Source organism: Metabacillus rhizosphaerae, assembly GCF_037201795.1.
GTDB classification, from domain to species: Bacteria; Bacillota; Bacilli; order Bacillales; family Bacillaceae; genus Metabacillus; species Metabacillus rhizosphaerae.
This window is the reverse complement of sequence record NZ_CP147403.1, coordinates 4175161-4189430: the sequence shown is the minus strand read 5'-3', so window position 1 is coordinate 4189430 and position 14270 is coordinate 4175161. Positions and strand designations below refer to the sequence as shown.

Genomic DNA, 14270 nt, shown 5'->3' with positions numbered 1-14270 from the left:
GTGGAGATAAGTGGGGGAAAGTGGTGAGTTGAGGGGAGAAAGTGGGGGCAACGAACATGTTTATGGGAGAATACCATCACACCATCGATTTAAAAGGCAGAATGATTGTCCCAGCTAAGTTCAGAGATGGACTAGGAGAAACGTTCGTTATCACTAGAGGCCTCGACCAATGCTTATTTGGTTACCCAATGAGTGAATGGAAGCAAATTGAAGAAAAACTTAAAGCTCTCCCGCTAACCAAAAAAGATGCTCGTGCATTCACCCGTTTTTTCTTTTCAGGTGCGACTGAATGTGAATTAGACAAACAAGGTCGTGTCAATCTCGCTACACCATTACTGCAATATGCAAAATTAGAGAAAGAGTGTGTTGTGATCGGCGTTTCAAATCGAATTGAACTATGGAGCAAGTCCAACTGGGAAAGTTATGTTGCTGAACAAGAAGATTCTTTTGAGGAAATTGCTGAAAATATGATTGATTTTGATATATAATCTTCACTTAAGCAAAAATGAGTAGCAGAGTGGACAAGCTAATAGAAAATTGATTTGAAAAGGTGGTACAACTTATGTTTGAACATACAACCGTTCTATTGAAGGAAACAGTCGACGGCTTACAAGTTAAGGAAGATGGTACATATGTTGATTGTACGTTAGGTGGTGCTGGTCACAGTAGCTATCTTCTTTCTAAATTATCGAAAGATGGGCACCTATTTGCATTTGATCAGGATGATATCGCATTAGCAAATGCTAAAGAAAAATTATCATCTTATGAAGGAAAGGTAACATTTATAAAAAGTAACTTCCGATACCTTACAGAAAAACTTGCAGAGCATGGTATTGAAAAGGTTGATGGGATTATTTTTGATTTAGGTGTCTCTTCACCACAATTGGATAATCCAGAAAGAGGATTTAGCTATCATCATGATGCTCCATTGGACATGAGAATGGACCAACAATCAGATGTATCTGCTTATGATGTTGTGAATCACTGGTCTTATGAAGATTTAGTAAGAATCTTTTTTAAATATGGTGAGGAAAAATTCTCAAAACAAATTGCGCGAAAAATTGAAGCACATCGGGAAAAAGAGCCAATTCGTACAACTGGAGAACTAGTAGAGATTATTAAAGAGGGGATACCAGCTCCGGCTCGCAGAAAAGGTGGACATCCTGCAAAACGTATTTTCCAAGCAATTAGGATTGCTGTAAACGATGAGTTGAAGGTCTTTGAGGAGGCAATTGCACAATCAATTGAATTACTTAAACCAGAAGGAAGAGTAAGTGTCATTACTTTTCACTCTTTAGAAGATCGTATTTGCAAATCAGCCTTCAAGGAAGCGGCAACTCCACCTGAGCTTCCCCGTAACATGCCGTATTTACCTGAAGGTTACGAGCCTAAAATAAATATTGTTACAAGAAAACCAATCGTTCCATCTGAAATAGAATTAGAAGAAAACAACCGAGCCAGATCAGCTAAGTTAAGGATTGCTGAAAAAATTAAAAACTGAAGCACCTTAGTCGAATATGACTTTTGAGCTGGTAAAACCCCAAATATTATTGTAGTAAAATAAAAGGAGGTTGCATGTATGAGTAATTTAGCGATGAAATTAGAACAGCAAAGACAGGAAAAACAACAGCAGCAACATATGCCTGTATCAGAACCAATTATTATTAAACGAAGAGCTTCAATAACAAATGGGGAAAAAATACTGATGATCTTAGTTGTTGGTCTTTTTATTATAGCTGCAGTAAATATTGTTACTAAAAGCTATACAGTATATCAAGCGAATATTGAAATACAGAAAACCGAAGCTAAAATAGAAGAACAAACAAAGCTAAATAGTGACCTCCACGTACAGGTTGAAGAGTTAAGTACATATGATCGAATTTGGGAAAAAGCTAAAGAGTTAGGTTTGAAATTAGATCAAAACAATGTGAAAAGTGTACAAGAATAACACAGATATAAGGGGAAAAGCTGAGTTACACTAGTTATAAACGTGTAGCCAGCTTTTTTTCATCACTCGATTGTTTCTATGTGGTAAAATAAACACACGAGTAGGAGGTCCTTATGAAGCTAACAGAGAAAAACACAAATATGAACAGAGGGGCAGCATTTCTATCTTTACTATTTGCACTGCTCTTTTTCACAATTTTTATCCGCTTTTTTTACATACAAGCAACTGGATCTGTCCATGGTGAAGCCCTTGCGGCAAAAGCAGAGGAATTATATGAAAGTCAACGAACAATTGAAGCTGAACGAGGAAAAATACTAGATAACAAAGGTGAAGTTATAGCTGAGGATAAAGCCTCGTATAAGCTTGTCGCAATTCTTGATGATAAAATGACAACTAATCCAAAAAAACCACAGCATGTTGTTGATATACAGGAAACTGCTCAAAAGCTTGCTCCTTTAATTGAAATGAAAGTTAGTAAAGTAGAAGAGATTCTTTCAAAGGATTTAGATCAAGTCGAATTTGGAGCAGCAGGTCGTGATATAAGTCATACAATGAAAGAAGAAATAGCTAAATTAGAGCTTCCTGGTATTTCGTTTATTCGGGATACACAACGTTTTTATCCTAATGGTTTATTTGCCTCTCATTTAATAGGATATGCTCAAAAACAAGAGGACACGGGCGAAACAGTAGGGATGATGGGACTTGAAAAAACCCTTGAGAAATACCTACAAGAAGAAGACGGTTATGTAAAATACGAAAAGGATCATTATAATTGGAAGTTGCCAAATAGTAATGATGAAATCATTGCTCCGACAAATGGTAAAGATGTTTATTTAACAATTGATCAAAAGATTCAAACCTTTTTAGAAGACTCTATGAATCAAGTTGTTGATGAATTCTCACCAGAGAAAATCATAGGTGTTGTTGCAGATCCAAAAACGGGAAAAATCTTGGCTATGGCTCAACGACCGAGCTTTGATCCAAATATAAGGAATATTACATCTTATACTAATGATGTGATATCCTATGCCTTTGAACCTGGTTCAACAATGAAAATTTTTACGCTTGCTGCGGCCATTGAAGAAGGCGTTTATAATGGGAATGCAATGTTCCAGTCAGGATCTTACGATGTAGAAGGACCAGATATTAATGATCATAACAGTGGGCGTGGATGGGGACCGATCACCTATAACGAAGGAGTTCAGCGCTCCTCAAACGTCGCGTTTTCTATTATTGCCGATAAGCTACTAGGAGTCGACCGCTTATATCAATATTTAAATAAGTTTGGTTTCACATCAAAAACTGGAATTGATCTTCCGAATGAAGCTACTAGCAAAATAAACTATAATATGCATCGTGATAAAGTAACAACAGCATTTGGCCAAGCATCAGCAGTTACGCCGATTCAGCAAATTCAGGCTGCTACTGCGATTGCAAATAATGGAAAAATGATGAAACCATATGCAATTGAAAAAATTGTTAACCCAGATGACGATACAGTTGTGAAAGAAACGAAACCTAAAGCTGTAGGTCAGCCTATTTCAGAAAAAACAGCAAAAGAAGTATTAGATATATTAGAAACCGTTGTTAGCTCTGAAAAGGGGACAGGAAAGTCATTTCGCATCGAAGGATATAAAGTTGCTGGAAAAACAGGAACTGCCCAAATTTATTCACCATCAGGTGGGTATTTATCAGGAAATGATAATCATGTGTTTTCATTTTTAGGAATGGCTCCAAAAGATGATCCTGAATTAATCGTTTACGTGGCAGTGCAAAAGCCGAAATTAGAAGGGAAAGCCGGTTCAGTTCCTGTCTCAATGATTTTCAATACTGTCATGAAGAATAGCTTACAGTATTTGCAAATTGATCCAACTGAAGAAATGGAGAGCGCAGATAAAAGCAAAACAGTAGAGGAAGGAATCAAGCTTCCTACACTGGTAGGAATGAAGCCTACTGATGCAGAACACCAGTTAGAGGAATTAGGGCTAGAGCCGATCATTCTTGGTAACGGACAAGAGATTATCGCTCAATACCCCGAGGTAGAAACACCTATCATCGTAAATGAGAAAGTGTTACTGCAAACTTCTGAAAATGTAAAAATGCCTAATATGACTGGTTGGTCTAAGAGAGATGTAATGAAATTGGGTAATCTGATAGATTTATCAGTTAAATCCGAAGGCTCTGGCTATGTTACTAAGCAAAGTATAAAGAAGGATAGTGTATTGAAAAAAGGGGATGTATTATCCGTAACTTTAAAGACAACTATAGTTAAGAAACAAACTGAAGAAAAAGAAGAGGACTAAATGGTGATTTTAAGGATTGGCCTACTATAAGGTCAATCCTTTTTTTTTTTTTTTAGGAGTGTTTATTAGACTTAAGACACCAGAGTTTCCTTTATTTCTATTGTTCTAACTCCTGTCGTACAAGCATATATTTGAACGAGCCTAGACAAGGGGGAGTAGAGGATATGCGTGTTTCGAATGTAACCGTTAGAAAGCGTCTTGCATTAACGTTGCTATTCGGTTTGTTAATTTTTTTAGTGATTGATATACGTCTAGGGTATGTTCAATTTTTTCTTGGATCTTCATTAACTTCTGGTGCAAAAGATCTATGGAGTAGAAATATACCGTTTGAACCTGAGCGTGGGGAAATTTTAGATCGTAACGGTGTTGAACTTGCAACAAATATGAGTGCTCCTACCATATATGTTGTCCCAAGACAAATTGAAAATCCTGCAGATACCGCTAAAAAGCTGGCAGCCGTGTTAAATATGTCGGAGGAGAAGGCATATAAACATGTCACTAAAAAAGAATCGATTGAATGGATTAATCCTGAAGGTAGAAAAATATCTCATGCAAAGGCAAATGAAGTAAGAGAGTTAAATTTAAAAGGGGTTTACATAGCTGAGGATTCCAAGCGCTACTATCCGTTTGGTAGCTATTTATCACATGTTCTTGGCTTTGCTGGGATTGATAACCAAGGTTTATTAGGTTTAGAATCCTATTATGATAAGCAGTTAAAAGGTGAAAAAGGGTATGTGAAATTTTTCTCAGATGCAAAAGGCCAAAGGATGCCAGGTGAAGCGGATGACTATACAGCACCAGTTGATGGCAACAATTTAAAGCTTACGATTGATACTCGAGTCCAAACAATTATTGAGCGTGAATTAGATAATGTGCAGGCAACGTATAATCCTGATGGCATAATAGCCATTGCAATGAATCCTAATAATGGCGAGATTTTAGCGATGTCAAGTCGGCCAGATTTTGATCCTGCTAAATTCCAGGAAGTAGATCCAACAGTATACAATCGGAATTTACCTGTTTGGAGTAATTACGAACCTGGTTCAACATTCAAAATTATTACTTTAGCGGCAGCACTTGAAGAAGAAAAGGTGAATCTTGAAAAAGACACGTTTAATGATAGTGGATCTGTTGAGGTTGATGGTGCTAGATTACGGTGTTGGAAAAGAGGGGGACATGGTCACCAAACATTCCTAGAAGTCGTTCAAAATTCCTGTAACCCTGGTTTTGTTGAACTAGGACAAAGACTTGGAGAAGAAACACTCTTTAAGTACATTAAAGACTTTGGCTTTGGGCAAAAAACAGGTATTGACTTACAGGGTGAAGGTAGAGGTATTTTGTTTAATCCGGAAAAAGTTGGACCTGTTGAGCTTGCGACAACCGCATTCGGACAAGGGGTATCTGTTACCCCGATTCAACAGGTAGCGGCTGTATCAGCAGCAGTAAATGGAGGGATATTATATACACCATATATTGCTAAGGAATGGGTGGATCCCGTAACAAATGAAGTGATTAGTAGACAAACACCGGAAGCGAAGAAACGAGTCATTTCTGAGGAAACATCGAAAGAGATTCGTTATGCACTCGAAAGTGTAGTTGCACTTGGGACAGGGAGAAATGCATATGTAGACGGTTATCGAGTTGGTGGGAAAACAGGTACAGCCCAAAAGGTTAAAGATGGAAGATATATGGAGAACAACCATATCGTTTCATTTATTGGATTTGCTCCTGCTGACGATCCACAAATTGTTATCTATGTAGCAGTTGATAATCCTAAAGGTACGATCCAATTCGGGGGTACTGTTGCTGCTCCAATTGTAGGTAATATTATGCGTGATGCATTACCAGAGCTAGGTGTAAAACCTAGAAAGGAACAAATTGAAAAGGAATATAAATGGCTGGACACAAAATTAGTCGAAATACCGAATATTATAGGGTTGACTAAACAAGAACTATCAGAGCAATTTGTTAATTTGAAGCTTGATGTAGCAGGAGAAGGAGATGTTGTTGTGCAGCAATCCCCAAATGTTGGAGTAAAAGTGAAAGAAGGTTCGACATTACGTGTTTATTTAGGTGAAAGTGAAAAGGAAATTGATGATAAAGAATAAATTGCAAGAAAGCATGACATTCGCTAGATTCTTGATGTCACGCTTTCTTTCTGTTTTTCATTTTCTTAAGCATTAATATTCTAAATAATAAAACTTCTAAATATAGACCTGCTTTTTCAAAATAAAATGAAACGAAGGATGGCTCTTTTTTTATAAGTAAGATAAAATAAGTACGGAGAACATTCTGTAAATGCTTCAATCAATCAAAAAGCTTTGGTAAATAGCTCGTTTTCTTTATAAAGTTGAATGAATGGTAACATAAGTTAATGATTCTTATCTACATTCAATTAAACGTGCATAGACCTTGTAGTGAAAGTAGGAATAATAATGAAATTAAACGAATTGCTTACATATTTACACGAACATGAAATTGTTACGAAAGAAAATCCGATGATCACATCAATTGAGATGGACTCTAGGGAAATTAAGAAGGGTAGCTTATTTATTTGTATTAACGGCTATACAGTTGATGGTCATGATTATGCCAGAAAAGCTCAAGAAAGTGGAGCGGTGGCGATTCTTGCTGAAAGACCATTGGACGATTTACAAATTCCAGTAGTTTTAGTGAAAGATTCAAAAAGAGCAATGGCTGTGTTGGCGGATATTTATTATGGTCAGCCTACACATAATATGCATCTTATTGGTGTTACTGGAACGAATGGAAAAACGACAACAACACATATAATTGAAAAAATACTTAATGAAGCAACTAAAAAAACAGGGTTAATTGGAACCATGTACATAAAAATAGCAGATGAATTAAAAAATGTAAAAAACACGACTCCGGAAAGCTTGACTCTTCAAAAAACGTTCCATGAGATGAGAGAGAAAGAGGTAACACATGCGATAATGGAGGTTTCCTCTCATGCGCTTCATTTAGGAAGAATTCACGGCTGTGATTTCAATGTTGCAGTCTTTACAAATTTAACCCAGGACCATCTAGATTATCATAAAACGATGGAATCTTATAAGTATGCTAAAGGCCTTCTCTTTGCTCAATTAGGTAATCGTTTTGATCATGAAGATGTAAAAATTGCCGTTTTAAATGCCGATGAAGAGGCATCTGAAGAATTTATAAAAATGACTGCTGCAAAAATTTTGACGTATGGAATTGAAACCTCTGCAGATGTGATGGCAAAAGAAATTAAAATGACGTCAAAAGGTACAGAATTTGACTTGTTTACACCAGTAGGTACAAAAAAAGTAACGATCAATATGGTTGGAAAATTTAGTATTTATAATGTTCTAGCAGCAGTTTCGGCTTGTTTAGCATCATCTATTGACTTAGATACAATTATCCAAGCAATTGAAGTAATGGAGGGTGTTAGAGGGCGTTTTGAACTTGTTGATGGAGGGCAAGACTTTACTGTTATCGTTGACTACGCTCATACTCCAGATAGTCTAGAAAATGTTTTACAAACGATAAAGCAATTTGTAGAAGGCAAAATCTTTTGTGTTGTTGGCTGTGGAGGAGATAGAGATAGAACGAAAAGACCGCTTATGGCTAGAATTGCTACTGAATATAGTGATGAGCCAATTTTCACTTCTGATAATCCGAGGAGTGAAGATCCATCCATGATTCTTAAAGATATGGAAGCTGGAGTTAGTGGAGAACATTATCATTTGATTTCTAATCGTGAAAAGGCAATCCACTTCGCAGTTGAACATGCTAAAAAGGGAGATGTAATCTTAATTGCAGGGAAAGGGCATGAAACATACCAAATCATTGGCAACGAAACATTCGATTTTGATGATAAAGAGATTGCGTTAAAGGCAATCAATAATCAAAATAAGTGAAAAATAGCAAAACTGGTGCTCATACCCAAGAAAACTAATCTATTTATGAAATGAAATGAATAAAATGATGTAGTTCAGGCCTCATTTCTTTCATAGAATAGGTAACAAAGGATAGAAAGAGAAGTTGATAAAATGAATGATTTTAGATTTGAGAAACATATTAAAGAAAATAGCTCATATGATATTCTCGTAAATTACCTACACGTAATTTGGGGAAAAACGAATAAAGATGGGGGGGAGCCTACATGCTAGAGCAGGTTATATTAATTACACTCGTAATGGGATTCTTAATAAGTGTACTATTATCTCCCATCATTATTCCTTTTCTTAGGAGGTTGAAGTTCGGCCAGAGTATTAGAGAAGAAGGACCTAAATCACATCAAAAGAAATCAGGAACTCCTACAATGGGTGGAGTAATGATCATATTCTCGATTATCATTACAACAATTGTGATGACAGGGAAATTTTCTCAACTAAGTGTTGAGATGTATTTATTACTGTTTGTAACTGTTGGTTACGGTTTACTAGGATTTTTAGATGATTTTATAAAGGTTGTCATGAAAAGAAACCTAGGGTTAACCTCAAGACAAAAATTACTCGGCCAGGTGATTATTGCAGTCATCTTCTATATTATCTTTACACAATATGGATTTTCAACCGAGATTGGTTTACCTGGTACCTCACTTTCATTTGATTTAGGTTGGGGCTATGTTGTACTTGTCATCTTTATGCTGGTAGGTGGATCAAATGCAGTTAACCTAACTGATGGATTAGATGGTTTATTATCAGGAACTTCTGCAGTAGCGTTTGGGGCATTTGCCGTATTAGCATGGAATCAATCTCAATATGATGTTGCGATTTTTTCAGTTGCGGTAGTTGGTGCAGTACTTGGATTTTTAGTCTTTAATGCACATCCTGCTAAGGTATTTATGGGGGATACGGGTTCACTTGCACTAGGTGGTGCAATAGTAACGATTGCAATCTTAACAAAATTAGAAATATTGCTTGTTTTAATCGGTGGCGTGTTCGTAATTGAGACATTATCGGTTATTATTCAGGTTATATCATTTAAAACAACAGGTAAAAGAGTATTCAAAATGAGCCCACTGCATCATCACTACGAATTAGTTGGATGGTCAGAATGGAGAGTAGTTGTTACGTTCTGGACAATTGGGCTTGTCTTCGCAGTGCTTGGAATCTATATCGAGGTGTGGTTGTAAGTGAAAAGGATTAGTGATTATTTACATAAAGAGGTATTAGTTATAGGGTTAGCAAAAAGCGGCTTAGCGTCCGCTAAATTATTACATCAGCTTGGTGCAAATGTAACAGTAAATGATTTGAAAGCAACTGATACAGATGCAGCGGTCGAGGAGTTAAGAGACCTTGGAATTCAGGTTGTTTGTGGGGATCATCCACTTTCATTAATAAAGGATAAGACGATTGATTTAGTCGTGAAAAACCCTGGAATACCATATTCAAACCCTTTGGTAGCTCTTGCTGTGGAAAAAAATCTCCCAGTTATTACTGAAGTGGAGTTAGCTTATAAGATATCAGAAGCTGATATTATTGCTATTACTGGTTCAAATGGAAAAACAACAACAACAACATTAATTTATGAAATGCTTAAAGAAGATCAAAAACAACCTTTAATCGCAGGGAATATTGGGACAGTTGCATGTGAAGTTGCACAAAATGCTACTAGCGACAATGTTATTGTGATGGAATTGTCATCCTTTCAACTATTAGGAACAATTGAATTTAAACCTGCTATTGCCATTATTTTAAATATCTTTGAAGCACATTTAGATTATCACGGAACGAAAGATGAGTATGTGTTTGCAAAGGGGAAAATTTATCAGAATCAATCTGGGTCTGATGTATCAATAATTAATTTAGATGATCAGGAGGTTTGTGAGCGTTCTGAAAAATCTCATGCAGAGAAACTGTTTTTCTCGACAACAAGAGAACTCGAGAGTGGTACATATATCAAGGATGAAAGTATTTGGTTTAAAAATGAACGCGTAATTTATTTAAAAGATATCGTTTTACCAGGTGTTCATAATCTAGAAAATATATTAGCTGCTGTTTCCGCCGTCAAATTAAAAGGTGTTTCAAATGAATCAATTAAAAAGGTTCTTACGTCATTTACAGGTGTAAAACACAGACTTCAATTTGTAGATACAATTGAAAGTCGCCGTTTTTATAATGATTCAAAGGCAACAAATATTCTAGCAACTAGTAAAGCACTACAGGCGTTTTCTATGCCGACTATTTTACTAGCAGGTGGTCTTGACCGCGGAAATGAATTTGATGAGCTGAAGCCTTACTTGGATAACGTGAAAGCAATGGTTCTCTTTGGGGAAACTGCACCTAAGTTAGAAAGAATAGCAAATGAAAGTGGAATAGAAGTCATCAAACGTGTCGATAATGTGGAACAAGCAGTATCTGCGGCATTTCAAATTTCCGAAGAAGAAGATGTCATACTTTTATCTCCAGCATGTGCAAGCTGGGACCAGTACAAAACTTTTGAGGAAAGAGGAGACATTTTTATTCATGCCGTGCATAAGCTTAAGTAAGGGCTTGTACAATTTTTTTAGACAATGAAAATGGCGCTTGCACTTTTCTTAATAGCCCTTAAATAAAAGGTACAGGGGTGTTCGGCGTTGACAGCAAAAAGGTCTACACCAGACTTTATATTAGTTATCCTTACGTTGCTTCTTTTAACAATCGGTCTCATTATGGTGTACAGTGCCAGTGCGGTGTGGGCGACGTATAAATTCGATGATTCTTTCTTTTTTGCTAAGCGTCAGCTTTTATTTGCCGGGGTTGGTGTCATCGCAATGTTCTTCTTAATGAATGTTGATTATTGGACATGGAGATCGTGGGCGAAAATGTTAATCATTATTTGCTTTTTTCTCTTAATTGCCGTTTTGATCCCAGGAATTGGCATGGAGCGAAATGGATCAAGAAGTTGGATAGGGGTCGGTGCATTTTCTATCCAACCTTCAGAGTTTATGAAACTGGCGATGATCGCTTTTTTAGCGAAATTTTTGTCGGAAAACCAAAAGAAAATCACTTCATTTAAAAAAGGGCTAGTGCCTTCCTTAGGACTTGTTTTTACTGCGTTTGGTATCATTATGTTGCAACCAGATTTAGGTACAGGAACAGTTATGGTCGGAACCTGTATCGTTATGATTTTCGTATCAGGGGCAAGAGTCATTCATTTTGTCTGGCTCGGACTATTAGGTGTAGCAGGATTTGTTGCACTTGTATTATCTGCTCCATATCGGATTAAACGGATTACATCATTTTTAGATCCTTGGGAAGATCCACTTGGTAGTGGTTTTCAAATCATCCAGTCTTTGTATGCAATAGGACCTGGTGGATTATTTGGTTTAGGTCTAGGGCAAAGTAGACAGAAGTTTTTCTACCTGCCAGAACCACAAACTGATTTTATCTTTGCAATATTAGCTGAAGAACTAGGGTTTATTGGAGGATCTCTCGTACTTTTACTTTTTGGCTTGCTCCTCTGGCGAGGAGTGAGAATTGCGCTCGGTGCTCCTGACTTATATGGAAGCTTTTTAGCAATCGGAATTATCACAATGGTCGCAATCCAAGTTATGATCAATGTGGGGGTTGTAACAGGGCTAATGCCAGTAACGGGGATTACGTTGCCATTCCTAAGCTATGGAGGATCATCGCTTACCTTAATGTTAATGGCGATTGGTGTTTTATTAAATGTAAGTAGGTACTCTAAATTTTAATTTCAGAAACAATCACCAAGGGTTTATCATTTATCTAAGGAACCTTCATGTATGGATTCACTTAATAATGACATAATGAGGCTGACGATAGCGAAGAGACAGACTTTAGGCTAATATCTATGCCTTTAGTTAGTATCTTCATAGTCAGCCTTAATCACGTTTCCATGTGAAAAGCATTGGCGTCAAACGATATACATACTAAAAAAATTCCATTAAAATGGGGGAGCTATCATGAAAGTAGTTGTTAGTGGTGGAGGAACAGGCGGGCATATTTATCCTGCGCTTGCATTAATAAATGAAATAAAGAAACATAATTCTAATGTTGAATTTTTATATATAGGGACTGAAAATGGGTTAGAAAAAGGCATTGTTGAGCGGTCAGAAATTGACTTTAAAGCAATTGAAATTACGGGCTTTAAACGGAGGCTTTCATTTGAAAATGTAAAAACAGTAACGCGGTTTTTAAAGGGCGTCTCAGTTAGTAAAAAATACTTAAAAGATTTTAAGCCAGATGTTGTCATTGGGACTGGAGGTTATGTATGTGGTCCTGTTGTATATGCAGCATCTAAACTGAACATCCCGACGGTTATTCACGAACAAAATAGCCTACCAGGTGTAACAAATAAATTTTTAGCACGTTATGTCAATAAAATTGCAATCTGTTTTGAAGATGCAAAAAAGTATTTTCCAGAGCATAAAGTAGTATTAACAGGTAATCCAAGAGCTTCAGAAGTTTTAGGTCAAGACCCAGAAAAAGGGAGACGATCGTTAGGTCTAAAAGACAATCTTAAAACAGTGTTAATTTTTGGAGGAAGCCGTGGGGCAAAAGCAATTAATGAAGCTGTTTTACAAATGATACCGGCACTTGCAAATAAGCCGTACCAGGTCGTTTATGTCACTGGGGAGGTCCATTATGATAAAGTAATGGAGGAAATGAGGTCATTAAAGGATTCATCAAATGTCATCATTAAACCGTTTATCCACAACATGCCAGAGGTTTTATCAGCTGTTGATTTAATTGTCTCTAGAGCGGGCGCGACCTCATTAGCAGAAATAACAGCATTAGGATTACCGAGTATATTAATTCCTAGTCCATATGTAACAGCTAACCATCAAGAAAAAAATGCTAGCTCATTAAGTGATCATGAAGCTGCAATTATGCTTCGCGAACAAGAACTAAATGGAAACTTATTACTATCGAAAATTGAAGGAATTTTACTAAACGATATGAAATTAACTGAAATGAAAAGAGCATCAAAAGAATTGGGAATACCAGATGCTGCTTCGCGAGTTTATCAAGTAATGAAGGAAATTTCAATGAAATAAACGCATTTAGGAGGTTGTTATGTCTACTTTATATCAAGATTTAATTGAAGCGAATATCGGAAAGGTCCTTGAGAATGAACCTTTAGCAAAGCATACAACGATGAAAATTGGTGGCCCTGCAGAGATTTTTATTGAACCGAGCAACAGTGAACACCTAACTAAAGCTTTCCGCATTATAAAAAAACATAATGTAAAGTGGAGAGCTATTGGCAGGGGATCAAATCTTCTTGTTGCAGACCAGGGAATTGAGGGTGTTGTAATTAAGCTTGGTTTAGGAATGGATGATTTTGAATTAAATGGAGATACCCTTACTGTTGGCGGTGGATATTCTATCATAAAACTTGCAACAATTATTAGTAAAAAAGGTTTATCAGGTTTAGAATTTTCCAGTGGAATACCAGGATCAATTGGTGGTGCCGTGTACATGAATGCTGGGGCACACGGAGCCGATATGTCAAAAATTCTTGTTAAAGCACATATTTTGTTTGAAGATGGTACGTTGGAATGGTTAACAAATGAAGAGATGAAGTTTTCCTACAGAACTTCTATTCTCCAAGAGGAAAGACCTGGAATATGCATCGGTGCGGTTTTAAAATTGCAAAAAGGGGAAAAAGAAAATATTGTCGCTGTTATGCAAAAAAATAAAGATTACAGGAGAGATACTCAGCCGTGGAATTATCCATGTGCAGGAAGTATTTTTCGAAATCCCCTACCGAATTATGCAGGTCAACTAGTGGAGGACGCTGGATTGAAAGGTTATCAAATCGGTGGTGCAAAAATCTCAGAAATGCACGGAAACTTTATCGTAAATGCAGGTGGAGCAACAGCACAAGATGTGTTAGATCTTATTGATTTTGTCAAAAAAACCATCTATGAAAAATATGAGGTATCGATGGAAACAGAAGTTGAAATAATAGGTCTTAAATAGGCACAAACCTCCCAATAATTTCATTTCCTGTGTTATAATAACCATTAAGATCCATTGGTCAATGAGTTACGTTAAAATGATATATTTTGTCGTTAA

11 protein-coding genes are annotated in these 14270 nt (G+C 36.6%); all 11 read left to right on the top strand.

Annotated elements, in window-relative coordinates; all coding sequences use genetic code 11:
- Nucleotides 1-56: 56 nt before the first annotated feature.
- The 11 genes from mraZ (at nt 57) to murB (ending at nt 14174) form a co-directional block, all read left to right on the top strand.
- The gene (mraZ, locus tag WCV66_RS20350; RefSeq protein ID WP_066335924.1) at nt 57-488 is read left to right on the top strand and encodes a division/cell wall cluster transcriptional repressor MraZ; all 432 of its coding nucleotides are present in this window, start codon (nt 57-59) and stop codon (nt 486-488) included.
- A gap of 74 nt (nt 489-562) precedes the next feature.
- Nucleotides 563-1501, top strand: a complete 939-nt coding sequence (rsmH, locus tag WCV66_RS20345) for a 16S rRNA (cytosine(1402)-N(4))-methyltransferase RsmH (RefSeq protein WP_066335920.1) — start codon at nt 563-565, stop codon at nt 1499-1501.
- Between the two features lie 78 nt (nt 1502-1579).
- Entirely contained in the window at nt 1580-1948 is a 369-nt protein-coding gene (gene ftsL / locus WCV66_RS20340) for a cell division protein FtsL (RefSeq protein ID WP_066335916.1), read from the top strand.
- Nucleotides 1949-2061: 113 nt separating this feature from the next.
- A complete protein-coding gene (locus tag WCV66_RS20335; protein WP_338786667.1) occupies nt 2062-4251 on the top strand; it encodes a penicillin-binding protein in 2190 nt (729 codons plus the stop codon).
- Nucleotides 4252-4415: 164 nt separating this feature from the next.
- Nucleotides 4416-6359 (top strand): stage V sporulation protein D, encoded by a 1944-nt coding sequence (locus WCV66_RS20330; protein WP_338786666.1) that lies wholly within the window; start codon nt 4416-4418, stop codon nt 6357-6359.
- A 327-nt stretch (nt 6360-6686) separates the two neighbouring features.
- Nucleotides 6687-8156, top strand: coding sequence for a UDP-N-acetylmuramoyl-L-alanyl-D-glutamate--2,6-diaminopimelate ligase (locus WCV66_RS20325; RefSeq protein ID WP_066335899.1), 1470 nt, complete (start codon nt 6687-6689; stop codon nt 8154-8156).
- Between the two features lie 245 nt (nt 8157-8401).
- The gene (gene mraY, locus WCV66_RS20320; protein ID WP_066335890.1) at nt 8402-9376 is read left to right on the top strand and encodes a phospho-N-acetylmuramoyl-pentapeptide-transferase; all 975 of its coding nucleotides are present in this window, start codon (nt 8402-8404) and stop codon (nt 9374-9376) included.
- The gene (murD, locus tag WCV66_RS20315) at nt 9377-10732 is read left to right on the top strand and encodes a UDP-N-acetylmuramoyl-L-alanine--D-glutamate ligase (RefSeq protein WP_066335886.1); all 1356 of its coding nucleotides are present in this window, start codon (nt 9377-9379) and stop codon (nt 10730-10732) included.
- Nucleotides 10733-10819: 87 nt separating this feature from the next.
- A complete protein-coding gene (spoVE, locus tag WCV66_RS20310) occupies nt 10820-11920 on the top strand; it encodes a stage V sporulation protein E (protein ID WP_066335881.1) in 1101 nt (366 codons plus the stop codon).
- A 231-nt stretch (nt 11921-12151) separates the two neighbouring features.
- Nucleotides 12152-13246 carry an undecaprenyldiphospho-muramoylpentapeptide beta-N-acetylglucosaminyltransferase gene (murG, locus tag WCV66_RS20305; RefSeq protein WP_338786665.1) on the top strand — a complete coding sequence of 365 codons (1095 nt, stop codon included), beginning with the start codon at nt 12152-12154 and terminating at the stop codon, nt 13244-13246.
- A gap of 19 nt (nt 13247-13265) precedes the next feature.
- On the top strand, nt 13266-14174 hold the full coding sequence (gene murB / locus WCV66_RS20300; RefSeq protein WP_066335872.1) for a UDP-N-acetylmuramate dehydrogenase: 909 nt from the start codon (nt 13266-13268) through the stop codon (nt 14172-14174).
- Nucleotides 14175-14270 lie beyond the last annotated feature (96 nt).